A 23,339-nucleotide genomic window follows, 5' to 3' on the forward strand; every position below is an offset into this window, starting at 1 on the left:
ACTTTGAACATGACATCTGCTTACGTAACCCCGGGCGTGTACATCCAGGAACTCAACGCCTTTCCCAACTCGGTGGTGGCGGTGCCATCCGCTGTTCCCGCATTTATTGGTTACACCCCGGTCGCTGCGTACCAGGGCAGGTCATATGCCAATGTCCCGGTAAAAATCACCAGCTTCGCGGACTTCCAGGCATATTTCATGTTGCCCGATCCGCCGGCGCCGCTCGATCCGGTGGCGCAGTATGCTCCGCAGTATCACCTGGTGGCGCAAAAAGATAAGCCGGCTTCGGGCGAATACATCTTACTCGATGGCGTGTATTACGCGGTCCTGCCCGACCCGAGCACGATTTACTATCTGTATAACAGCGTGCGCCTGTTCTACCAGAATGGCGGCGGCGACGCGTATATCGTTTCGGTGGGCACCTATGGCGCGGCCAGTGGCAAACCAAACACCGATCCGGCAGCGCAGATCGTCAATCCCAACGTAAAACTGGCCGATTTGCAACGTGGTCTGGCGCTGCTGAAGAATGAGCAGGAGCCGACCATGTATCTGTGTCCCGATGCCACGCTGATGTCATTGGCCGATAACGCCATTTTGAATCCGGCGATGTTGCAGCAAGCAGCAGCAATGGGGACAGCGGTATGCCTGCTCGATATCATTGGCGGCGCCCGACCCGATCCGATCCAGTACACCGACGACATCGCCAATTTCCGCAACAGTACCGGCATTAACGGACTGCATTACGGCATCAGCTACTACCCGTTTCTCGGCACCAACATCATGCAAACGGGCGAACTCAATTTCACCAATTTGTTCGGTGGCGATACGACCAGGCTCAATTCTTTGCTGAGCCCGGCATCGGCGCCGAATCCGCAAGCAGTACAAATCCTCACCCAGATCCAGCATCCACCGGCAAAGCCGATGACCAACAGGCAGTTGCAGGCGGCGCTGGTGGCGGCCAGCCCTGTCTATGCCCGGATCATGGCGTCGGTGACCGAGTTGGCCAATGTCCTGCCGCCAAGTGGCGCGATGGCGGGCGTGTACACGGCCACCGACAACATGGACGGCCCCTGGCGCTCGCCAGCGAATTGCCCCATCACCGGCGCAGTCAGCCTGCCGATCCGGCTGTCGGACAGCCAGCAGGCCGCGCTGAATATTGATGAGGCCACCGGTAAATCGATCAATGCCATCCGCATGTTCAATGGCCAGGGCATCCTGGTGTGGGGCGCGCGCACCCTCGATGGCAATAGCCAGGACTGGCGTTATATCGCGGTGCGCCGGACCATGATTTACCTCGAGCAGTCGATCAGGGAGGCGGCGCGTGCCTTTGTTTTCCAGCCCAACGATGCCAATACCTGGGCTGCCGTCAAAAGCATGATCGGCAGCTTCCTCACCGATGTGTGGAAACAGGGAGGGTTGCAGGGCGCATCGCCGGGCGATACCTACCAGGTCGATATCGGCCTGGGTATCACGATGACCCCCGAAGATATCCAGAACGGCATCATGCGGGTATCGGTGAAGGTGGCCGTGCAGCGGCCGGCGGAATTCATCGTGATCACGTTCGAGCAGCAACAGGCAACATCGGACTGATCTGTAGATGTTGTTGCGTGCAGACAGTTCAAAAAATATATGTTGGTTATCCGATATATATTATTTTAAAAGTAATATGATCGGGTGACATCCATGGAAGAGGTAATCATATGGCATCCCGATCGCGCAACACGGCAACCGATATTCAACGCTACCTGCTGTTACCTAAACGGGGTCTGCACTCCGAGGCGCTACGGGAGCCGCTTGCATCCCCCCAGCTTTTTTCCTCTGTAATGTCAGCCAGGTTGGACTTGCAGGGTGCCGCCAGAACGGCTGTCCAGCCGGCTGCGGCCGTCAAGATCGTGCATTCCAGCGCAGACAGCGGCCCCAAACTGGTAGAGCTGAGCGATGTCGCAGCCACTGCCTTGAAGGCCAGCAATGCCGGCATCAGGCTGGTGCCGCTGGTGCGCTACGAGATCGCCCGCAGCCCCCGGTGGCAGATCCTGCAGCCAGCGGCCGTTCGCAGCAAGGCGGCTGCGGCAGCGGCGCCGGGCTTGAAGATCAAGGTGGTCGATACCGTCAGTGGCAAGCCCGTCAGGGGCGCCATGGTGGTCGCGTTTACGAATTTCGCCGGCCAGCAAGGCGCGCAGGGCACCAGCAATGCGAAAGGCGAGGTCACCTTGCAGTTTTCCACTGCCAGCAAGACGCTGGACTTGTTGCTGATCTACGGTCCGGCCGGCTACTGGGGACTGTGCGAGCGCACCCGCAAGATCAAGAACGGCGACAGTGTCGGTATTGCCCCCATTGACCTGGCGGTGCCGGATTTCCTTGCCACCGTCTATGGCGAACATCCCGCCGAGGCTGGCCACGGCGTGCGGGTGGGCGTGATCGACACCGGTGTCGATGGCAAGCATCCTGATTTAAAAGTGCTGGGCGGCGCCGCGTTTGTCGCCGATGAGAATGATGCCGGTGGCTGGGGACCGGCCAAGGAGCAAGGCGAGCACGGCACCCATGTGGCGGGCATCATCGCCTCCCGAGGCCAGCAGCCGGCCGGCAAACCGGGCGTGGCGCCCGGCGTGGCGCTGTACAGTTACCGGGTATTTCCCAACGCCGGCGGCGGCGCCACCAACTACGACATCTTGCGCGCGATCGAGCAGGGGGTCGAAGACCAGTGCGACTTGCTGAACCTGAGCCTGGGCGGGGCTTCGCCCGATGAGGCCGTGCACGACGCCATCAAGGAGGCATATGACAAGGGCACTCTATGCATTGTCGCGGCCGGCAATGACGGCCGCCAGCCGGTTTCTTACCCGGCCGCATGGACCGAGTCCGTTGCGGTGTCAGCCGCTGGCAGGCAGGGTACTTTTCCCGCCAACTCGTCCGAGCTACTGGACGTGGCGCCGCCGGCAGCCACCACCGATGAACAGCTTTTCATTGCGCAGTTTTCCAACGTGGGGCCGGAAATCGACCTGACCGGTCCTGGCGTCGGCATCGTTTCGACGCTGCCCGGTGGCGGCTATGGTGTGATGAGCGGCACCTCGATGGCGTGTCCGGCCGCAGCCGGCGCCGCAGCCGCGTTGCTGGCCGCCCAGCCCAAGGTGCTCAAGATGAAGCGCAACCGCGACCGGTCCACGGCCATGCTGGCCGTGATCAATGCCGCAGCAAAGCCGCTCGGCTTCCCCAAGGACCTGGAGGGACTGGGGATGTTGCCTTGAGCGGGCCGGTGATCATGCTATATTGGGTATATGAGCCAAGTTATCCTGCGACGTACCGCTGACGCCACCGTCTCCACCGAGGAAGCGCTTTCCCTGGTGGGCGCGACCGTTGACGGGCGCGTCATTCATCACAGCGGCGACAATTTGCTGGTCGATATCGCGGCCGGCGAACTGGATGCGCTCAAGAGCAAATTGACGGGCTGGGTTGTGTCGCCGCAGCAGGAACGGATAGCCGTTCCGGACACACGGCGGCGCATCGCTTAACCTTGGCTATTTTCCGGCGGTGGTGATTTTGGCGCCTGCGCCGCCTTCACCGCATCGTCCAGGTTCTTGACGGCCGAAATCATCCCCAGCACGTTTCCGGTAGGGATGGTAGCAGCCAAGCCGATCAGGGCGGTGGTAATGCCGATCATGGCTTTCGCGTCTATGATGTGCTTCAGCGCTTCCCTGCCAGATTCGGTGGCACGGTCCAGTGCTGCCAGGCTGATCTTGCCATCGTCGAGAGCGATGCCAACGGCCTGGGTGGTGAGGTCGGTCGCCAGGTTGAGCAGCGTTACTTCCAGTGATTGCAGTTGGGCCCTGTCTTTTTTTGGAATGGCGTCCCATTCGCTAAACACACGGTCGCCCACCGCCACCGCTGCGAGCCGAAATTGCCTGGCCAGTTGCAACGCCTGTTTTGCAGCCAAGATATTGTCGTTCATGGTTACCCCCATCTAGTTTTACTCGGCTGCACGCACGGCAACGTAAGCGGCGCGAATCTGCCGGGTCTGCTTTGCGAGTTGCGATAGAACTTCCTTGTCCGATATCCGGTTACGGTTGTCGTACAGCGACTGATGCGCAGCGGCTATCTTCTGCAAGGTCTCGATATATTTGGGAACGGCGCGGGCGCGCGCCGCGTAAGCAGGCTTGCCGAGCTCGAGATTTGCGTACGCCATTTGCGCGGCGACCGGTTCGCGCATGGTGCCGTCCTTGCCTTTTTCCTCGGCCATGCCGATCAGGGTCTGATGGTAGCTGACGAAAGCCGTGTGCTCGGTGTGCAGGGACTCAGCGAAGCCTTCCATCATCACGGTCATGGAACCGATCACTTTTTGTAGGGGCGCATTGGCGTTCTCGATCACCTGCTTCAATTCCCGTTGCTGATAGGCGCTGGCCAGCGCATTGGTCAATGCCTTGCCGAGTGCTCTGACAGCCTCTGCTTTTTCCTCGGTGAGGTAGCGGGCTTCTGCTGCTGCGTCGACCATTGCGTCAAGCTCGGGATCGAAACTTGGCGTCTCGTCCCCGGCCAGGGCGGCCAGGGCGCTCATGTAGGCGGAAATGGATTTGTGATAGATCGCCAGTTCCGCACTTTGTTTCTTGCGCTCTTCTGCAACCCGGGTCAGGTGATCGCGCTGTGCAGTATCGGCCCTGAACGTGTAGGCTTTTCTGACTTCCGGGCTCTGCACGTAGTCATCGCTCAGCCTGGTATAGCTGGCGCCGTCGGCCGACAACTTGCCGAATTCCTGGATCGCACCGAGGTTGGCGCATCCGGTGAGAATCAGCGCGATTGCCAGCACGGCTGGCCTGGTCATTGAGTTGAACAATTTATCCCCCCATGGTTTAACCAATTGGCAAGCCACAAACCGATGGCCCCGCAACCGATAACAGTACTATTATTTAAATAATAAGGGGGAGAATTTTTGATGTATTTTTGCCACTCCAGCTATCAGGCTGACAGCTCTCTGCGGATAATCTCCGTGCCGGCACTGAGCGCATTGAGTTTTCCTCGGGCGACATGGCGCGGCAATGGCGCCATGCCGCAGTTGGTGCAAGGATAGAGCTTGTCGGCATCGACGAATTGCAGTGCCTTGCGCAAGGTGTTGGCAACTTCCTCCGGCGTTTCAACCACATGGCTGGCCACGTCGATGGCCCCGACCATCACCTTTTTGCCACGGATGAGTTCGATCAGGTCGATGGGCACATGCGAGTTGTGGCATTCCAGCGAGATGATATCGATACTGGACTTCTGCAACTTGGGAAACGATTCTTCGTATTGGCGCCACTCGGACCCCAGCGTATTTTTCCAGTCGGTATTGGCTTTGATACCGTAGCCATAGCAGATATGGACGGCAGTTTCGCACTTGAGCCCTTCGATCGCCCGCTCCAGCGTGGCAACGCCCCAATCGTTCACTTCATCGAAAAACACATTGAATGCCGGTTCGTCGAACTGGATGATATCGACACCGGCAGCTTCCAGCTCCCGCGCTTCCTGGTTGAGGATCCTGGCGAATTCCCAGGCCAGTTTTTCGCGGCTCTTGTAGTGGCTGTCGTAGAGCGTGTCGATCATCGTCATCGGGCCTGGCAAGGCCCATTTGATCGGCTGGTCGGTCTGCCGGCGCAAGAATTTGGCGTCTTCCACGAACACCGGTTTCTGGCGGCTCACCGCGCCGACGACGGTCGGCACACTGGCATCGTAGCGATCGCGTATCCTGACGGTCTCGCGCTTTTCAAAATCGACGCCGCTCAGGTGCTCGATAAACGTGGTGACAAAATGCTGGCGGGTTTGCTCGCCATCGCTGACGATGTCGATGCCGGCTTGCTGCTGCTCCTGCAGCGCAAGCAGCAACGCATCCTGTTTGCCCTCCGCCAGTTCCTCGCCTTGCAATTTCCAGGGCGACCAGAGTTTTTCAGGCTGTGCCAGCCAGGATGGTTTGGGCAAGCTGCCGGCGGTTGAAGTCGGTAATAATTTTTTCATGATGAAGTCTTTGTGCAGGTCGGTCGATCAGCGCGCGTAATTCGCCGCCCATTGTTCAAGAATATTTTTGTACGGCTTGATGAAATGCTCTTCCGTATATTTGCCCTGCTTGACCGCCAACTGGCTGCGCTCATCGCGGTCATAGACAATTTGCGTCAACGAGTAATCCTGGTTTTTCAGGCTGGGCTGATACAGTTTTCCCGCTGCGGAATTGGCGTTATAGATCTCGGGCCGGTAAATCTTCTGGAAGGTCTCCATCGTGCTGATGGTGCCGATCAGTTCGAGGTTGGTATAGTCGGCCAGCAGGTCGCCGATAAAATAAAACGCCAGCGGCGCAAAACTATTGGGCGGCATGAAGTAGCGAACCTTCATCCCCATTTTGTCGAAATACCGATCGGTCGGCGACAACTCGTTTTGCTGGTACTCGACGCCCAGTATCGGGTGCACATTCTCGGTGCGGTGATAGACCTTGCTGCTCGAGGCGCTGATGCAAATGACCGGCGGCTTGCTGAAATGCTGTTTGTAGGCGTCGGAATTGACAAAGTGCTTGAACAGCTTGCCGTGAAAATCGCCGAAATTATCGGGCGTGCCAAACGTGGCTTTGTCGGCGTTATGTTCTGGCAGCAGGACGCTGAAGTCATAATCGCGCACGTAAGACGAGAAGTTGTTGCCGGCGATGCCATCGGTGCGCTCGCCGGTTTTTCTGTCGATGATATTCGGCTTCAATATCTCGATCAGCGGCAGTGCCTCATTGCCGCCTGCGGCGCCGATCGACATTTCTACCGAAATGATGTCGAGTTCGACCGTGTAGCGGTCGCTATTGGGGTTGTCCCAGTGCGCCAGGTTGTTGAAGCGGTTGTCGATCATCCGCAGGGTATTGCGCAGATTCTCCTGGCGGCTTTTGCCCCTCGCCAAATTGGCGAAGTTCGTGGTCAGCCGGGTATTATCGGACGGATGATAGTTTTCATCGAAAACTATGCTCTTGATGTTGAAAGTAAAATCGTTGCTCATGGTGTTCTGGCGTCCTGATTTCTGCAAGAAATGATGGAGCGATGATAACCATGGGGATCGTTGAAGTAAAATGGTCTTATTTCATACTTCCATGAGCGCGGCTCATGTTACGTCGAATAGCTTTCGGCTTTGCGCGCCATGGCGATGAACGATTGCAGGTAGTCGGTGTCGTAATCGACTTCGCGGGCGCCGAGGTAGATATGTTTCTGGATGCCGTTTGGCCCCAGGCGCAGCGTGCGCAGTTGCAGGTGCGGCGCATAGTCGGTCACCAGCCACTTGGGCAGGGCGGTCACGCCGCGGCCGCTGGCCACCATCTGCAACATGATATCGGTGGTTTCGATGGTCTTGTGCTTGCGCGGCCCAACCTTGGCGGGTAGCAGGAACATATTGTAGATGTCCAGTCGTTCGAGCGGGACCGGGTAGGTGATCAGCGTTTCTTCGTTCAACTGTTCCGGGCGCACTTCCTGCTGATCGGCCCAGGGATGGTCCTTGTGCACCACCAGCACCTGTTCATAGTCGAACACGGGTTCGAACCGCAGGCCCGGTTTGAGCAGCGGATCGGGCGTGACCAGCAAGTCGATCTCGAAACCGAACAGGGCGCCGATGCCGCCGAACTGGAATTTTTGTTTGACGTCCACATCCACGTGCGGCCACGCCGCCAGGTAGCCGCTGACGATTTTAAGCAGCCACTGGTAGCACGGATGACACTCCATGCCGATGCGCAACGTGCCGCGCTCGCCCTGGGCAAACTGGCGCAGACGTTCTTCGGCCAGGTCCAGTTGCGGAATCACGCGCTGGGCGACCGCATGCAGGTACTGGCCCGCCTGGGTGAGCCGCAACGTGCGTCCTTCCCGCAGCCAGATGTCGGTGCCCAGTTGCTGCTCGAGCTTTTTCATGCTGTGGCTCAGCGCAGACTGGGTCAGGTGCAGAACTTCGGCGGCTGCCGTCAGGGAGCCTTGTTTTTCAACTTCCAGCAGGGTGGCGAGATGGATACGTTCCAGCATGGTTTCAGCTGCCTTCGGACGTCGTTTTGCGAAAAACGCAGAACATGATGTCGCTTGGGAAGGCTGACAAGACGGGAATCGAACACAACACAGCAAAATACTGCAGGTATAAAGAGAAGCCCGAAATATCGCCAGTACAGCGAATCCGCTCGAACAGACCTTTCTTGCGCAAGGAAGGCAACTGTCCGGAATACACGTTCACGAAGCCATGCTGGGCCACGAGCAAGTCCAGATTGCGGGGATTGAAATAGTGAACGTGGGGGGAGGGCAGATCCTTTTGCCACAGCCGGTTGAACGGATTGCGCCAACCCAGTCGGGCAAATATTCTTGATAAGCGGTAGAAAAATCCCCGGCTGTTCGGAAGATTAAGAACCAGCAGGCCGTTTTCGCTCAAGCGCGCATTGCATGCATCCAGGGCCGAGGCGATATCAGGAATATGCTCGATAACGTCGTTAAACACGATGACATCGAATGATTCACCGGGTGTGAGCGCATCAGGAAAATAACCAGGTCGTACCGGCAGGCCGCGCGAGGCGGTGCGGTTGCCAACCACCGAATCGGGCTCGACGCCCAGCACATCGAAATGCGCGCGCGCGGTTTCGAGAAACCATCCGTGGGCACAACCGACATCGAGCAGACGCCGCGCCCCTGGCTTCACATGCTTGAGCACCACGCTTAAAATGTCGCGAAAATTCTCCTGCCGCAGCGATTTCAAACCCACCTCACGCTCAACCTCGTCAACCGGCGCGCCTTCCTGTGGCGCGTTGATTTTCACCGTCAGCGCTGCGCCCTCGTATCCACATGCGGAACATGAAGTATGCCAATCAGTTAAACCTTGCGACTGCGGGGTGCTGCAAACAACACATTGCATGATCATCCTCGGGGACAGCGGTATAGATCAGCAAGCTTAACTTATTAGCGATGTTTTTGAAATACCAACAGGCTTCACAGCGGGGCCCGGTGAACGAAATATGCTAACTCCCGGCCAGAGGAACCTTTCTTGGTGTCAGCGCATCGATAATGCGGCAATCCGCCACCGTGCCGCCATGGCACGACACCAGCAATTGCGACAAGTGGTGCTTGAGCGCGCTCAGGTCGGCGATTTTCTGCTCGATTGTCGCCAAGTGTGCCTGCGTCAATTGATCGACCGTGCAGCAATCGTGTTCGCGCTGGTCCGACAGGTCCAGCAAATTGCGTACTTGATCGATCGAAAATCCCAGATCGCGGGCGCGGCAAACAAAACTCAGGCGCGCCAGGGCATGGCCGTCATAGCGGCGGTAGTTGCTGCCGGTACGGGCCGGTGCAGGTAGCAAGCCGATCTTTTCGTAATACCTGATGGTTGCCGCCGGCGTTTGCGCTGCCGTTGCCAGCTGCCCGATATTGAATGTATCCATGGATTGCGCTTGACCTTGAAGTGACTTTAACGTTTATAAAGCGGAAGTACGCATCAAGTCAAGTTCGATAAACCTGGGAGGTTCCATGGATGAATGCTGTTCAAACAAGGGGAAGGAAATCGCCGAACTGTCACTGAAAGCAGGCCAGCGCCGCGTGCTGCTGTGGGTGTTGGCGATTAACGCGGTGATGTTCGTGATTGAATTTTCTGCCGGCTACATCGCCAATTCGTCGGCGCTGATGGCCGATGCAGTGGACATGCTGGGCGATGCCATCGTCTATGTGCTGAGCTTGTTTGCTTTACACCGGGGAGCGCGCTGGGAGGCAGGCGCTGCGCTCGCCAAAGGCGGCATCATTTTCCTGTTCTTCATCGGTATCGTGGTGGAGATCGCCTACAAACTGCGCCATGGCGTGCCGCCATCGAGCGACCTGATGTTGATATTCGGCTTCCTGGCGCTGCTGGCCAACGTGACGTGCCTCGGACTATTGTGGCGCTTCCGCAAAACCAACGTCAACATGAGCAGCACGTTCGAATGCTCGCGGAACGACGTGGTCGCCAACGTGGGCGTGGTGTGCGCGGGCGGGGCGGTGGCGATATTCCATTCGACCTGGCCCGACATCGTTATCGGTGGGTTGATTGCGCTGGTATTTCTTCGCTCGGCCATTCGTGTGACCAGGGAAGCCTGGCCGCAATTCAGGCTGAGGTCGGCGTAATTTGCGGGAGGGTAGCCAAGCCGAGTCCGCTGGCTACGTGAAGAGGCCCGCGGTGGGAGAGTTTAGGTTTCATTTCCCCGAACACGATTTTACATAATATAAATTATGCGTAGTTATGTATCCGACACAGCCCGCACCCCAGCCGACGCCAGAATCTCATCGTGCCGCTCATTATCGGTCTTGTGCAAATACGCTGCCGTCGTCGCAATGCTGGCGTGACCAGCCGTCTCCTGCAGCGTTTTCAGCTGCACGCCGTTATTGGCATGATTGGTGAGCATGCTGTGGCGCAGCCAGTGCGCCGATGCCTGGCGCAATGTCGCTGCCATGTCCGCATCGCCGAACGCGTCGGCAGCGCTGGCGGCGGCGGCGAAGATGGCTTTGAGTGCGTCGGACGCGGCTTCGTCGGTGATGCGCACCAGCGCGTCGCCCCGGCTCGAGAGGACCAGCGGCGTGGTGTCGGTTCGGATGGTGTGCGGCAGCAAGCCGAAGGCGGCGCGGTATTGTCGGTAAGCGGACAGCATCTCGGGCGGCACCGGCAGCCGGCGCGGCTTGTTGCCTTTACCGAGCACGTCTAGCCACCAGCGGCCGTTGCCTTCGGTGTAGAACGCGCCCATGTTGGCGCTGACGATTTCGTTGAGGCGCGCGCCGGTGTGGATGTAAGCCGTCAGCAGGAAGCGATCGCGTTCGCGGCGGCGCATGGCGGCTGGCGTCGGCGCCTCGCGCGTGGCGACTGTATGCAGCGCCAGGGCCAGCGCGTCGTGCGTGAGGTAGCGCGTGATGCGGCTGGCACTGACCGTCTTGACGTGCTTGACCAGCGCCGCCGGATCGCGCCGCAGATAGCCGGTCTGCGTGGCGTACGCGAACAATCCCTTGACGGCGATCATGGCCTGGCGCCGGCTGGCGTCCGATAACGGCCCGCTGAACGGCCGGTAGCGCTCATCGCTGCGCGGCCACTTGGTGGTGGAAATCCACGAGGCCGGCGGCGCCTTGAGGAAGTCCTTGTAGCTATTGAGCTCGGCGACGCTGAGCTGGCGCAGCGTCTTGCCCGCCTCTTCCCGGCACCAGGTGAGGAAGCGGAACAGCTCTTTTTGGGTGTTGGCGATCGATTTGGGGCCCAGTTCGCCGTGGCTGATGAATTCGCGGGCGATTTCGCTGTCGGTCTGGGCGTCGGTGATCGCGTCCTCGGCAATGGTACGCAGGGCGTCCCGGTTGCGCTGGCGCCGCTGCGCCGCGCCGTCGCTGTGCGCGGGAAACGGCTCGAGGTTGATGACGGCGAACTTCTTCTCTGGCGTTGGCTGCTGCATGGTCGATACCGGGCTAAAAGACTGTGTGAATATACAGCCAATTATACAGTATTGCATACAGTAATATTAATCGACAATATAGGTAGTAATGTCGAGTTAAATGAGTTAAGGAACTGCGTGCTGCGGACATGTTTCCCGTCGTCCGCAGCATGAATTACTTAGAACCTATCCCGGTAGGGAGGAGGCGGCGGATTGCGATGCCTCGGTAGCGGGGTCAAGGCGCGAGGAAGAAACATGGCAGGCCATGCGATGACGAGCAACGCTGGCCCCGCTGCCGAGGCGCGCAAGCAGCGCCTCATTCCCTACCGGGATAGGTTCTTAGTCCAGGTCAGCCTTGTCATGTCGCTCCGCCAGCTGCTCGGCCGGCTCGCCGAACACCCGGTTCACCCGGCGGCCGCGCTGCACGGCCGGCCGCGCGGCAATCTCTTCGGCCCAGCGCTTGACATGCTGGTACTCGTGCACCGACAGGAACTCGGCCGCATTGTAGAGCTGCCCCAGCACCATCCAGCCGTACCACGGCCAGATTGCCATATCGGCAATCGTGTACTCGTCCCCTGCCACGTAGCGATGCTGGGCCAGTTGACGGTCCAGCACGTCGAGCTGTCGCTTGGTTTCCATTGCATAGCGGTTGATCGGGTATTCGAGCTTTTCCGGCGCATACGCATAGAAATGACCGAAGCCGCCGCCCATGAACGGCGCCGAACCCATCTGCCAGAACAGCCAGTTCAGGGTTTCTGTGCGGGCACTGCCCTCTTTCGGCAGGAAGGCGCCAAATTTTTCGGCCAGGTGCACCAGGATCGAACCCGATTCGAACACGCGCTGCGGTGCTGCTCCGCTGCGGTCCACCAGCGCGGGAATCTTGGAGTTGGGATTGACATCGACAAAGCCGCTGCCGAACTGGTCGCCTTCGTTAATGCGAATCAGCCAGGCGTCGTACTCGGCGCCGGTGTGCCCTGCCGCCAGCAATTCCTCAAGCAGGATGGTGACCTTCACGCCATTGGGCGTGCCCAGCGAATACAGCTGCAACGGGTGCTTGCCGACTGGAAGTTCCTTGTCGTGCGTGGGGCCCGCTACCGGCCGGTTGATGCTGGCAAAGGTGCCGCCTGCCGTGGTGGGCACGGTCCAGACTGCGGGCGGGACGTAATTGGTCGGTTCGGTCATACAAATCTCCTAGGGACGCGCGCACGGGTGTCGGCGCGCGGATCGGTCATTCTAGCGGATGAATAAAGGCTTTGCTGGCGCCCGATCCTTTTGTGGGTTCCCCGTCCCAACCCCGCTATAATGTCGCCCTTCACAGAAGGAATCCGCCATGTCTCTGCTAGCCCACCAGCTCGAACTGCTGTCGCCCGCCAAAACCGCCGAAATCGGCCGGGAGGCCATCCTCCACGGCGCCGACGCTGTCTATATCGGCGGCCCCGCCTTCGGCGCCCGCCATAACGCCAGCAACCCGATCGAGGATATCGCAGCGCTGGTGCAGTTCGCGCACCGCTACCATGCGCGCATTTTCGTTACGCTCAACACCATCCTGCACGACTCGGAACTGGAAGGCGCGCGCAAGCAGATCTGGCAGTTGTACGAGGCCGGCGTCGATGCGCTGATCGTGCAGGACCTGGGCCTGATGGAAATGGACCTGCCGCCGATCCAGCTGCACGCCAGTACCCAGTGCGACATCCGCACGAAAGAGAAGGCGAAGTTCCTCGGCGACGCCGGCTTCTCGCAACTGGTGCTTGCGCGCGAACTGACCATCAATCAAATCCGCGACATCCACGCCGCCACCGACACCCCGCTCGAATATTTCGTGCACGGCGCGCTGTGCGTGGCGTTTTCCGGCCAGTGCTACATTTCGCACGCGGATACGGGCCGCAGCGCCAATCGCGGCGACTGCTCGCAGGCGTGCCGCCTGCCATACACGCTCTCGGACAACGCCGGCCGCGTGGTCGCCTACGACAAGCACCTGCTGTCGATGAAGGACAACGACCAGAGCCGCAACCTGGAGGCACTGATCGATGCCGGCATCCGCTCGCTCAAGATCGAAGGCCGCTACAAGGACATGGGCTACGTGAAGAACATCACCGCGCACTACCGCCTGCTGCTCGACGAGATTCTCGAGCGCCGCACCGAATTCAAGCGCGCTGCCAGCGGCACCACCAGCATTCACTTCACGCCGGACGTGGAGAAGAACTTCAATCGCGGCCACACCGATTACTTCGCCAACGGCCGCACGGACGAAATCGGCGCCTTCGACAGCCCGAAATACCTGGGCCTGGAACTGGGCACCGTCACCCGCGTGGCCACCGACCACTTCGACATGGTGTCGAACGCCCCGCTGGCCAACGGCGACGGCTTGAACTACATGAACAAGCGCGAAACCGTGGGCGTGCAGGCCAACGTCGCCAAGAAACTCGGCGACAGCAAGGACGGCGAATTGTGGCGCGTATTCCCCAACGAAGCCTTCCTCGCCCTGCCCGGCTTCAAGCCCGGCATCGCCATCCACCGCAACCGCGACCACCAGTGGGAAGCGATCCTGAACAAGAAATCGGCAGACCGCAAGGTGTCGGTGCACGCCACCCTGTCCGAACTCGACGGCGGCGCCGGCCTGCGCCTGTCGCTGCTCGACGAAGACGGCTGCCTGAGCGTGACCGATGCGCCGATGGCGCTGCAACCGGCGCAGCAGGCCTACCAGGCTGCAGCCGGCCTGCGCGCCAGCCTGTCCAAGCTGGGCGCCACCATGTTTACGGCGTCGGACGTGGAACTCAATCTCTCGCAACCATGGTTCGTGCCGTCGGCCGCCATCAACGCGCTGCGCCGCGATGCGGTGGCAGCGCACGAAGCGGTGCGTCTCGCAGCCTGGGAGCGACCGCTGCGCAAGGCGTCGATCGAACCGCCGCCGGTGTACCCGGAAACGCAACTGAGCTACCTGGCCAACGTGTACAACGAAAAGGCGCGCGCGTTCTACCAGAAGCACGGCGTGCAGCTGATCGCCGCCGCCTACGAGGCTCACGAGGAAGCCGGCGAAGTACCGCTGATGATCACCAAGCACTGCCTGCGCTTCTCGTTCAACCTGTGCCCCAAGCAAGCCAAGGGCGTGCAAGGCGTGCAAGGACAGGTAAAAGCCGAGCCGATGACCCTGGTCAGCGGCAAGGAAACCTACACCCTGCGCTTCGACTGCAAACCGTGCGAGATGCACGTGGTGGGCGCGATGAAGACCAACATCCTGAAGTCCGCCCCGCCATCCAACGTGGCGTACACGCCGATCAAATTCCACCGCCAGCGCCCGGGCGCTTGAGGAAATACCGGCGCCGTGCCCTGAAGGCCCGGGCAGGCGCCATCAGTATGACTTGCGGGCCGGCACATGCAGCTTTACCTGTGTGCCGGCGCCCGGTGCGCTATCGATGTCCAGCGTGCCGCCCAGGTTGCGGGCGCGCTCGCGCATGCCCACCATGCCCCAGTGCCCGGGGCGGTGGCCGGCTGCAGCCACGGCGTCATCGAGGCCCCGACCGTCATCGTCCACCCGCAGCGTCAGGCCGCCGGCCCCGTACTCCAGGACCAGGGTGATCTTTCCCGCATCCGCATAGCGCGACGCATTGAACAGCGCTTCGCGGGCAATCGCGTAAATCTCATCCTGTACACCGGGCTGCAGGCGGTGCGGCGCGCCGCGCACCCGCATCTCGAACTGGTGGGCGCGGTGCTCCGCCAGCCCCTTGCCGAACTGCTCGAGCGCCAGCCCCAGTTCCTCGGGCGACGCCGAGGCCCGCAAGTCCATGATCTGGTCGCGCCCTTCCACCAGCAGTTGCTCGGCCAAATTCAGGGTCTGGTCCAGACGCGTGCGTTCCTGCGTACCTTCCTTGAGCAGCCGGCTGTGGGCGTCGAACGACAGCAACAGCGACTGCACGCTTTGCAGCAAGGTATCGTGCAGCGCGCGGGCGATCCGGGTACGTTCGGCCAGCCGTTCCTGCAGGCGCTCCTGCATGCGCCGGGTAAGGCTGCGGATGCGCAGCGCGTACGCGATATAGAGCAGCAGCAGCGCCAATCCCGCCAGCAGCAGCTTGAACCAGCCGGTTTGCACGAACGTCGGCGGGATCTCGATGTCGAGCGCGGCGCCGGCGGTGTTCCACAAGTTGTCCTCGTTGGAGGCGATCACCTCGAAGCGGTATTTACCGGGCGCCAGGTTGGTGTAATACGCTGCGCGCCGCCCCACCGGCTCCTGCCAGTCGCGGTCCAGGCCCGCCAGCCGGTAACGCATCCGCACCCGCTCCGGGATCGAGAGGCTGAGCGCCGTAAAATCGATCTGCATGTCACGTGTGCCCTGCGGCAGCGCCAATGAGTGCGGTCCGGCTTCACTGACCGGATGGCGTGCGCCTTCCGCCACCACCGCGACGATGCGCACGGGCGGCGGCAGGCGATTGCGCAGGATGTTGGCCGGATCGATGGTGCCGACCGAACTGGTTGTGGCGTACCACAGCTTGCCGTCGCGGGCGCGCAGCAGCGACGGCACCGGCCGCAGTTGCGGTGCGTGGCCCTGCATGCCGTCGCGGGCGTCGAAGCGCTCGAACGCCAGCAGCGCGCGCGGATTGTTCGACCATGCATCGAGGCTGGCAGCGGCGATGCGGTACAGGCCTTCCGCACCGTGCAGCCACAGGTCGCCGTCCGGCATGCGCACGATGCCCGAAACGCCGCGAAAGCGCTCGCCACGCTCACCCGCCAGTGCGACGAAGCCGCCATCGCGATACAGTGCCACGCCGTTCTCGGCGCCCACCCACATGCGCTGGCCGTCCGCATGCAGGGCCAGCACGGTGCCCAGTTCCAGCCCATGTGCTGCACCGAGGCGGCGCACGCCGCCGTCGCCCACCACGCTGATCTCGCTGCGCAAATGCCCGAGCCACAGATCGCCTTGACCATCAAGCGCCATGGCGGTGGTGAGCAGCTCGGAGATGCCGCGCAGGCCGCCGGACTTTACCCAGCGGCCATGCTCCAGCCGGTACACGCCCTTGCCGGCCGAGAACGAGGCCCACAGCGCGCCGTGGCGGTCCTGTTGCAACGCGTGCACGCGCAGGCCCTTGACGTCGTCGGGAAAGCCGAACGTGGTCACCGCGCCATCGGGCGCGCGGCGCTTGACGCCGGCGGTGCCGCCCAGCCACAGCACGCCATCCTGCGCCGTGTGCGCGGCCGTGATTTCGCCGGCCACTTCGCGCTGGCGCGGTCCATCGGCGTCGTAGCGCCACACGTCGCCAGCATAGTCGCCCACCCAGATATCGCCTTCGGGGCCGGTCATCAGCGCGGGAAACTGCAGGCGCACCTTGCCCGGCATGGTAGTCAGGCGGTTGGGACGCAGCCGGTCGATGCCCTGCGACGTGCTGATCCACAGGTTGCCCTCGCGGTCCTGGAAACTGGTTGACAGCATCGGGCCACTGATACCGTTCAATTGCGACAGGCGCTGGTCCGGTGCGGCGGGACCGGCGCCCTTGACGCGGCGTTCCAGCGCATCGGCGTGCAGCACCCACTGCGTGCCCCGCCGGTCGTAGCGGAGCGACGATCCGTCCACGTCCGGCTTGATCACGGTGCCGGCCGGCGGCGCGGTACGCCGCACCTTGTAATAGCTATGCTGAAAATCCTGGGCCCAGATCGCGCCATCGGGCGCCTCTGCCAGCGCCACCCGCCCCTCGCGCGGCCATGACGGGCGAAAGCGCGACTCGCCCCTGGGCCTGAAATATGCGCCGATATTGGTGCCGATCCAGGTGGTGCCGTCGCGCGCGAACAGGATCTGGAACACACCCAGAGCCGGCAAGCCGGCGGTTGGCGGCAGATACTCGAAGCGCCGCGCGCCCGGCGCCAGCACCGCCACGCCGTCGCGCATCGCCGCCCAGACAGCACCGTCGGGTGCCACCTCGATATGCATCACGCCCACCGGTTGCAGGCCGCCTGCTTCGGTATAGGTTTGCGCGCCATCCTTGCGAAATACCGACACGCCGCCCACACGGTCGCCCACCCACAGCGCGCCGTCGGGCGCCGTGGTCAGCGCCATGATGTTGCTGGTGGCAAGCGCATGGCCGTACACCTGCGTCACGCGCTCGAAATGGACGCCATCGAAGCGGAACAATCCGGTAGGCGTGGCGACCCACAGCCAGCCATCGTCGCCCTGGGCGAACTTGGTGGCGCCGGTGGGCGCGCCATCGACTGCCGTCCACGCCGTGTGCGTATACTCGGACAGCAGCGGCCGGGGCGCGGCCGCCCAGCAGCCGTGCGCCACGACCAACAGTAGATACAACAACGCTTTGGGCAGGGACAAGGTCATGAACTGAAAACACCGTAACTGGGGCCGGAGAAGGATGCAGAATATAGCGGATAAATGGCTTCTTCGCAGCGGCAATATGACAAGCGCCGTCGATCGCCCCGGCGCTGCCAAATTATCAGGCGATTGACGCGAAGCGCCCGGTTCATCGCCGTATCATCGACCGCTCAACCACCACCAAAGTACAGCCATGCGCCCGACACTCCATCGACTCGCGGTCACCAGCCTCCTGACGCTGCTTGCCATGTCCGTCCACGCGAAACCGTCGACACCCGACCTCACCCTGCACTACGACCGCCCGGCCGCCGCCTGGACCGAGGCGCTCCCGGTCGGCAACGGCCGCCTGGGCGCGATGGTGTTCGGCCGCCCCGGCGACGAATTGCTGCAACTGAACGAGGCCACCCTGTGGAGCGGCGGCCCGGTGGACAAGAACCTCAATCCCGGCGCCTTTGCCGCGCTGGGCGAAGTGCGCCAGGCCCTGGCCCGCGACGACTACGCGGCAGCCTACGCGCTGTCGCGCAAGCTGCAAGGCCGCTACACGGAAGGCTTCCTGCCGCTGGGCGACCTGCACCTGCGCCACGATTTGGCCGGCGCCCCGGCCACCGGCTACCGGCGCAGCCTCGATCTGCGCGACGGCATCCAGTCCACAGCCTTTACGGCAAATGGCGTGGCGTACCGGCGCGAGGTGTTCGCCTCGGTACCCGACCAGGTGATCGTGGTGCGGCTCACGGCCGACCAGCCGCGCAGCCTGAACCTGGAACTGGAAACGGCCAGTCTGCTCAAATCGACCAGCATGGCCACGGCAGACGGCCTGCGGCTGGCCGGCAAGGCGCCTGCCCACGTGGACCCCAGCTACGTCAAGCACAATCCCGAGCCGATCGTGGAAATCGATCCGGCCGGCTGCAAGGGCATGCGCTACGAGCTGCTGGTCAAGCCGGTGCTCGATGATGGCGACGGCACCGTGGAAAATGACGGCGCCCGCCTGCGCATCCGCGCCGCGACCTCGGTCACGCTGCTACTGTCGGCCGCCACCAGCTTTGCCGGCTACGACCGGTGCCCCGACAGCGCGGGACGCGACCAGCACGCGCTGGCGCAGGGCTACCTGGACGCCGCTGCCAAACGAAGCTACGCCGCGCTGCGCGCCGCCCACGTGGACAACTTCCGCAGCATGTTCGACCGCGTCTCGCTCACACTGGACAGCAACGCGCCCGACCGCAGCGCCATCCCGACCGACCGCCGCCTGGCCGAGCACACGGCCGGCGCCGCCGATCCCGGACTGGAAGCGCTATACGTCCAGTACGGCCGCTATCTGCTGATGTCGTCCTCGCGCACCCGCAACACGCCGGCCAACCTGCAGGGCATCTGGAATCCGATCGTGCGCGCGCCATGGAGCAGCAACTACACCACCAACATCAACGTCCAGATGAATTACTGGCTGGTTGACAGCGCCAACCTGGGCGAACTGTTCACGCCAATGGACGACCTGATACGCAACCTGGCCGTCACCGGCGCCGAGACGGCCGCCTCGTACTACCACGCGCCCGGCTGGGCGGTGCACCACAATTCCGACATCTGGGCCAGCAGCAATCCGGTTGGCGACTTCGGCAAGGGCGATCCCAAGTGGGCCAACTGGAGCATGGGCAGCGCCTGGCTCACCCGTCACCTGTGGGAACACTACCAGTTCACCGGCGACCGCGATTACCTGCGCAGCGCCTACCCGGTCATGAAAGGCGCGGCGCAGTTCATGCTGGCCTGGCTGCAGCCCAACGCCCAGGCGCAACTGGTGACCTCTCCCTCCACCTCACCGGAAAACGCCTTTTATTATGGCGACCGCCAGACCGGCGTGGTCAGCGTGGCGTCCACCATGGACATCGCCATCGCCCGTGACCTGTTCCGCAACCTCGAAGCGGCTGGCAAGGTATTGAAGATCGATGCGCCGTTTCGCCGCCAGGTGCGCGCCGCCCACGACAAGCTGCTGCCGTTCCAGGTGGGCGCGCGCGGCCAGTTGCAGGAATGGTCGAAAGACTTCGAGGAAGTCGAACCGCACCATCGCCACGTGTCGCACCTGTACGCGCTGTATCCGGCACGCGACATCTCGCCGCTTGCCACACCCAGGCTGGCCGACGCCGCGCGCCGCACGCTGGAACTGCGCGGCGACGACGGCACCGGCTGGGCGCTGGCGTGGAAGGTCAATATGTGGGCGCGCCTGCTCGATGGCGACCACGCCTACAAGCTGTTTCGCAACTTGCTGCGCCTGACCAAACCGGGCGACAAGCACGGCGGCGCCTACGCCAACCTGTTCGACGCCCACCCGCCATTCCAGATCGACGGCAATTTCGCCGGTACCGCCGGCGTGATCGAGATGCTGTTGCAAAGCCAGAATGGCGAGCTGCACCTGCTGCCGGCGCTGCCGACCGCGTGGCGCGACGGTGAGGTCAAGGGACTGGTCGGGCGCGGCAACTTCGTCGTCGATATCGACTGGGGTCAGGGGCAATTGAAATCGGCGCGCATCACCGCGCGGCGCGATGGCCGCTGCGTGCTGCGCACCGCCGTGCCGGTGCAGGTGGCCGGCGTAAAAGCCGCCAGCCGGCGCGATGCCCTCGGCTATACCACCAACTTCAACGCGGTGCGGGGCAAGGCTTATGCCGTAACTCCTGCGCGTTGAAAATGGCGGCCGGTGTGGCCGCGCGCCGGTTGCTGTGGCTTATCTACCAAAAGACATGGTTTGGTCATTTTTCGCGGGTACACATGTGATAGCATTAATGTTTCCATGTGGCACTATTATGCCGCCGTCAAATGCCGAGGGGCCTGTCTTGATCGCACTACACACCATCACCACCCGCATGCTGCCAATCGGCATAGCATTGGCCCTGGCAGCATGCGGCGGGGGCGGCGGCGGGGGGGGCGAAAAATCATCAACCTCCACGCCCGATCCGGTGCAAGTGCAACCGCCCCCGGTGGTGGCCGTCCCAGCGCCGATCGTCAGCGATCCCGGCCAACCGGGCGTGGTCGTCAAGCCGGCGGGCGCCACGTCGTCGGCCGTGGAAAATCCGGCCATGTCGGCCCTTCAAGCCATCGACGGCAGTGCGACCACGCGCTGGTCCAGCACCGCCGTCGATAACGCGTATATCCAGTTCGATTTCGGCGCCAGCACCGCCATCGGCTACATGAAACTGCTGTGGGAAGACTCGTACGCAAAACAGTACGCGGTGCAGGTGTCCAACGATGGCCAGAACTGGTCGCAGCTGCGCTACGTGACCGACGGCCGCGGCGGCGCCGAGGAGTTCTTCAACCTGGGCGCACGGGCGCGCTATCTGCGCGTGCAGGGCGTGGAACGCGCCACGCAGTACGGTTACTCGCTGTTCGAGGTGGAGTTCAAGTCGCCCGGCAATGACAACACCCTGCCCACGGCCACGACTTCTGCGCTGCGCTATCCCGCCAGCGGCGCCGGCTGGACGCCGCTGCCCGCGAGCGCCGAACCGCTCGAGACGCTGCAGTTCACCCTGGCCGACGGCACGCTGGTCACGCGTTTCGGCGCGCGCGGGCTGGCGCGCCACGGGCGCGAACGGGGCGAGGACTGGAACGAAATCGGCTACGGCCCCAATGACACCGTGGATCCGGCCACCGGCCTGCCGGTGGACAAGGGCCCAGGCAACTACCTCACCTTCGTGCCGCAGTATTTCAAGAACCGCACCTGGGGCGTGGAGATCATCGACAACAGCCGCGTGGCCGGCGTGGCCAAGCCTACTTTGATCGTCAACCAGTACACCACCGTCGATTTCCTGCCCGGCGGCGTGGCCTTTTTTCGCGGCTTCGATCGTCCCGGCGTGACCGGCTACGGCTGGATGGCGCCCGGCGAACTGGTGGACCGCGATGTCGCCGTCTGCAAACCCACGCCCTACCCCGCCAACGGCAAGCTGGCTACCGCCACCGGCATCAACGGCGCCTGCACCTTGCAGGTCAAGGAATATCCGGGCCACGGCGGCCTCGATGCCGCCGGCATGCCGAACAACGTCCATGTGCCGGCACGGGCGCTGGCCGTGGGCGATGCCATCGAGGTGTCGCCGTCGATGTTTTCCACCACCGCCGCCATGGGCGCCATTGGCGACACCGGCGGCATCCGCTACTACTCGGCGGAGTGGATCTACGTGGTGGGCGCCGGTTTGCGGCCGTGGTATGGCGTGCAGCCCCGTTTGAACTCGGTGCCGCTGCCGGCAGCCACGCTGGCCGGCGGCCTCGGTTCGGTGTCCTACAACTACAGCGACAACGGCCTGTTCATGTTCCAGCAACCGCATAACCACATCGGCATGCAGAACATGCAGCGCTTCGTGGAGGGCCGGCGCCTGGTGCACAGCAGTTTTACCACCGGTGAGCACAACGAGCCTGGCAACGACCGCTATGCAGCGGCGGTGGGGCTGCAAGGCCAGCGCTTCAACCAGTCGGCCTGCATCGCGTGCCACGTCAACAACGGCCGCAGCCCGGCACCCGCCGCCATCAACCAGCGCCTGGACACGATGTCGGTGCGGGTGGCTGCCATCGACGCCAACGGCGTGCAGTCGCCGCATCCGCAGTACGGCGCGGCGGTGCAGATGAACGGCGTGTCCGCTACCGGCGCGCGCCAGAACTGGGGCAGCGGCGTGCGCGTGGCGGCGTTCGATACGCGCCAGGTCACGCTGGCCGACGGCACCGTGGTCGAGCTGCGCAAGCCCGCCATCGCCTTCGACGGCGCCACCCCGGCGGCGGTATCGCTGCGCGCAGCCCAGCCGATGATGGGCACCGGCCTGCTCGAGGCGATCCCGGAAGCGGAGATCCTGTCGCACGTGCGATCTTCCCCGGACGCCGACGGTGTCATCGGCGTGGCCAACTTCGTGTTCGATCCGGAGTCGAGCGCGGTGCGCCTGGGCCGCTTCGGCTGGAAGGCGTCGAAGGCCAGCCTGCGTCATCAGACCGCGTCGGCGCTGCTGGCCGACATGGCGGTCACGTCGCCTGTCTATCGCAACCGGTCGTGCCATACCGATCCCGCCGGCTGCGGCGCGGCGGCCGCGCAGCCGGGCATCACCGAAGCCGACCTGCAACTGATCACCCAGTACCTGGCGCTGGTGGCGGTGCCGGCCCAGCGCAGCATGCCGAGCGGCTTCCCCAGGGGTGTGGCGCCGCTGGACGAGCACCGCGTGGATGCCGCCGAGGTGGCGGCCGGCGCGCGGCTGTTCGACGGCATGCGCTGCGTGGCCTGCCACACGGCGCAAATGACCACCGGCAGCGGCCACCTGTTCGCGGAACTGCGCAACCAGGCCATCGCGCCATATTCCGACCTGCTGCTGCACGACATGGGCCCCGGCCTGGCCGACAACCTGGTGGAAGGACAAGCGAAAGGCAATATGTGGCGCACCGCGCCGCTGTGGGGCATTGGCTATACCGACAAGGTGATGGGCAGCGCCGGCAGCGTCGGCTACCTGCATGACGGTCGCGCACGTAACCTGACCGAGGCGATCCTGTGGCACGACGGCGAAGCGGCGCGGGCGCGGCAGCGCTTCGAACAGCTGTCCAGGACCGACCGCGACGCCGTGCTGGCGTTTTTGAAGTCGCTGTAAGCTGGGCTGCGGCACTGCGCACTTATGAGCGCAGCCGCACAGTGGCGCATCGCGGTCCGCA

At 62.7% G+C, this 23,339-nt stretch carries 17 protein-coding genes; 7 read left to right on the forward strand and 10 right to left on the reverse strand.

Annotated features, from left to right (window positions below; all coding sequences use genetic code 11):
* Positions 1 to 9: 9 nt before the first annotated feature.
* The 3 genes from ASF04_RS19525 (at position 10) to ASF04_RS19535 (ending at position 3,506) form a co-directional block, all read left to right on the forward strand.
* Positions 10 to 1,590 carry a phage tail sheath C-terminal domain-containing protein gene (locus ASF04_RS19525; RefSeq protein ID WP_056145453.1) on the forward strand — a complete coding sequence of 527 codons (1,581 nt, stop codon included), beginning with the start codon at positions 10 to 12 and terminating at the stop codon, positions 1,588 to 1,590.
* Between the two features lie 233 nt (positions 1,591 to 1,823).
* On the forward strand, positions 1,824 to 3,242 hold the full coding sequence (locus ASF04_RS19530) for a S8 family serine peptidase (protein WP_056145456.1): 1,419 nt from the start codon (positions 1,824 to 1,826) through the stop codon (positions 3,240 to 3,242).
* A 30-nt stretch (positions 3,243 to 3,272) separates the two neighbouring features.
* Positions 3,273 to 3,506, forward strand: coding sequence for a hypothetical protein (locus ASF04_RS19535; RefSeq protein ID WP_056145458.1), 234 nt, complete (start codon positions 3,273 to 3,275; stop codon positions 3,504 to 3,506).
* Here the strand turns inward: ASF04_RS19535 and ASF04_RS19540 are convergent.
* The 7 genes from ASF04_RS19540 to ASF04_RS19570 form a co-directional block, all read right to left on the reverse strand.
* Positions 3,503 to 3,943: a hypothetical protein gene (locus ASF04_RS19540; protein WP_056145461.1), complete on the reverse strand. Its 441-nt coding sequence runs from the start codon at positions 3,941 to 3,943 to the stop codon at positions 3,503 to 3,505. The genes ASF04_RS19535 and ASF04_RS19540 overlap by 4 nt on opposite strands.
* An 18-nt stretch (positions 3,944 to 3,961) precedes the next feature.
* A complete protein-coding gene (locus ASF04_RS19545; protein WP_056145464.1) occupies positions 3,962 to 4,810 on the reverse strand; it encodes a hypothetical protein in 849 nt (282 codons plus the stop codon).
* Positions 4,811 to 4,944: 134 nt separating this feature from the next.
* Positions 4,945 to 5,973: a methionine synthase gene (locus tag ASF04_RS19550; protein ID WP_082488876.1), complete on the reverse strand. Its 1,029-nt coding sequence runs from the start codon at positions 5,971 to 5,973 to the stop codon at positions 4,945 to 4,947.
* 27 nt (positions 5,974 to 6,000) lie between these two features.
* On the reverse strand, positions 6,001 to 6,984 hold the full coding sequence (locus tag ASF04_RS19555) for a DUF1852 domain-containing protein (protein WP_056145468.1): 984 nt from the start codon (positions 6,982 to 6,984) through the stop codon (positions 6,001 to 6,003).
* Between the two features lie 107 nt (positions 6,985 to 7,091).
* Positions 7,092 to 7,988: a LysR family transcriptional regulator gene (locus tag ASF04_RS19560; protein ID WP_056145471.1), complete on the reverse strand. Its 897-nt coding sequence runs from the start codon at positions 7,986 to 7,988 to the stop codon at positions 7,092 to 7,094.
* Between the two features lie 4 nt (positions 7,989 to 7,992).
* Positions 7,993 to 8,763, reverse strand: coding sequence for a bifunctional 2-polyprenyl-6-hydroxyphenol methylase/3-demethylubiquinol 3-O-methyltransferase UbiG (locus ASF04_RS19565; RefSeq protein WP_229205128.1), 771 nt, complete (start codon positions 8,761 to 8,763; stop codon positions 7,993 to 7,995).
* A gap of 199 nt (positions 8,764 to 8,962) precedes the next feature.
* Complete coding sequence (locus ASF04_RS19570; protein ID WP_056145473.1) at positions 8,963 to 9,382, reverse strand: helix-turn-helix domain-containing protein; 420 nt, start codon at positions 9,380 to 9,382, stop codon at positions 8,963 to 8,965.
* 85 nt (positions 9,383 to 9,467) lie between these two features.
* Here ASF04_RS19570 and ASF04_RS19575 point away from each other — a divergent pair, with 85 nt between their 5' ends.
* A complete protein-coding gene (locus ASF04_RS19575; RefSeq protein WP_056145475.1) occupies positions 9,468 to 10,094 on the forward strand; it encodes a cation transporter in 627 nt (208 codons plus the stop codon).
* 113 nt (positions 10,095 to 10,207) lie between these two features.
* Here ASF04_RS19575 and ASF04_RS19580 read toward each other — a convergent pair whose 3' ends face one another.
* Positions 10,208 to 11,398 carry a tyrosine-type recombinase/integrase gene (locus ASF04_RS19580; protein WP_056145480.1) on the reverse strand — a complete coding sequence of 397 codons (1,191 nt, stop codon included), beginning with the start codon at positions 11,396 to 11,398 and terminating at the stop codon, positions 10,208 to 10,210.
* Positions 11,399 to 11,716: 318 nt separating this feature from the next.
* Positions 11,717 to 12,559 carry a glutathione-dependent disulfide-bond oxidoreductase gene (yghU, locus tag ASF04_RS19585; RefSeq protein ID WP_056145482.1) on the reverse strand — a complete coding sequence of 281 codons (843 nt, stop codon included), beginning with the start codon at positions 12,557 to 12,559 and terminating at the stop codon, positions 11,717 to 11,719.
* A 148-nt stretch (positions 12,560 to 12,707) separates the two neighbouring features.
* On the opposite strand from yghU, the gene ASF04_RS19590 reads away from it, so the two are divergent.
* A complete protein-coding gene (locus tag ASF04_RS19590) occupies positions 12,708 to 14,684 on the forward strand; it encodes a U32 family peptidase (RefSeq protein ID WP_056145487.1) in 1,977 nt (658 codons plus the stop codon).
* Between the two features lie 42 nt (positions 14,685 to 14,726).
* Here ASF04_RS19590 and ASF04_RS19595 read toward each other — a convergent pair whose 3' ends face one another.
* Complete coding sequence (locus ASF04_RS19595; protein WP_229205129.1) at positions 14,727 to 17,690, reverse strand: triple tyrosine motif-containing protein; 2,964 nt, start codon at positions 17,688 to 17,690, stop codon at positions 14,727 to 14,729.
* Positions 17,691 to 17,931: 241 nt separating this feature from the next.
* On the opposite strand from ASF04_RS19595, the gene ASF04_RS19600 reads away from it, so the two are divergent.
* Positions 17,932 to 20,352, forward strand: a complete 2,421-nt coding sequence (locus ASF04_RS19600) for a glycoside hydrolase N-terminal domain-containing protein (RefSeq protein WP_056145490.1) — start codon at positions 17,932 to 17,934, stop codon at positions 20,350 to 20,352.
* 148 nt (positions 20,353 to 20,500) lie between these two features.
* Positions 20,501 to 23,278 carry a di-heme oxidoredictase family protein gene (locus ASF04_RS19605; RefSeq protein WP_056145492.1) on the forward strand — a complete coding sequence of 926 codons (2,778 nt, stop codon included), beginning with the start codon at positions 20,501 to 20,503 and terminating at the stop codon, positions 23,276 to 23,278.
* Positions 23,279 to 23,339: the final 61 nt, after the last annotated feature.

Source organism: Duganella sp. Leaf61 (assembly GCF_001421905.1).
Taxonomy (GTDB): Bacteria; Pseudomonadota; Gammaproteobacteria; order Burkholderiales; family Burkholderiaceae_D; genus Rugamonas; species Rugamonas zoogloeoides.

What these genes read in the sequence shown, in the direction of transcription:
- ASF04_RS19525 (WP_056145453.1), top strand. Translation starts at nt 10, where the DNA reads ATGACATCTGCTTACGTAACCCCGGGCGTGTACATCCAGGAACTCAAC.
- ASF04_RS19530 (WP_056145456.1), top strand. Translation starts at nt 1,824, where the DNA reads ATGTCAGCCAGGTTGGACTTGCAGGGTGCCGCCAGAACGGCTGTCCAG.
- ASF04_RS19535 (WP_056145458.1), top strand. Translation starts at nt 3,273, where the DNA reads ATGAGCCAAGTTATCCTGCGACGTACCGCTGACGCCACCGTCTCCACC.
- ASF04_RS19540 (WP_056145461.1), bottom strand. Translation starts at nt 3,943, where the DNA reads ATGAACGACAATATCTTGGCTGCAAAACAGGCGTTGCAACTGGCCAGG.
- ASF04_RS19545 (WP_056145464.1), bottom strand. Translation starts at nt 4,810, where the DNA reads ATGACCAGGCCAGCCGTGCTGGCAATCGCGCTGATTCTCACCGGATGC.
- ASF04_RS19550 (WP_082488876.1), bottom strand. Translation starts at nt 5,973, where the DNA reads ATGAAAAAATTATTACCGACTTCAACCGCCGGCAGCTTGCCCAAACCA.
- ASF04_RS19555 (WP_056145468.1), bottom strand. Translation starts at nt 6,984, where the DNA reads ATGAGCAACGATTTTACTTTCAACATCAAGAGCATAGTTTTCGATGAA.
- ASF04_RS19560 (WP_056145471.1), bottom strand. Translation starts at nt 7,988, where the DNA reads ATGCTGGAACGTATCCATCTCGCCACCCTGCTGGAAGTTGAAAAACAA.
- ASF04_RS19570 (WP_056145473.1), bottom strand. Translation starts at nt 9,382, where the DNA reads ATGGATACATTCAATATCGGGCAGCTGGCAACGGCAGCGCAAACGCCG.
- ASF04_RS19575 (WP_056145475.1), top strand. Translation starts at nt 9,468, where the DNA reads ATGGATGAATGCTGTTCAAACAAGGGGAAGGAAATCGCCGAACTGTCA.
- ASF04_RS19580 (WP_056145480.1), bottom strand. Translation starts at nt 11,398, where the DNA reads ATGCAGCAGCCAACGCCAGAGAAGAAGTTCGCCGTCATCAACCTCGAG.
- yghU (WP_056145482.1), bottom strand. Translation starts at nt 12,559, where the DNA reads ATGACCGAACCGACCAATTACGTCCCGCCCGCAGTCTGGACCGTGCCC.
- ASF04_RS19590 (WP_056145487.1), top strand. Translation starts at nt 12,708, where the DNA reads ATGTCTCTGCTAGCCCACCAGCTCGAACTGCTGTCGCCCGCCAAAACC.
- ASF04_RS19595 (WP_229205129.1), bottom strand. Translation starts at nt 17,690, where the DNA reads ATGACCTTGTCCCTGCCCAAAGCGTTGTTGTATCTACTGTTGGTCGTG.
- ASF04_RS19600 (WP_056145490.1), top strand. Translation starts at nt 17,932, where the DNA reads ATGTCCGTCCACGCGAAACCGTCGACACCCGACCTCACCCTGCACTAC.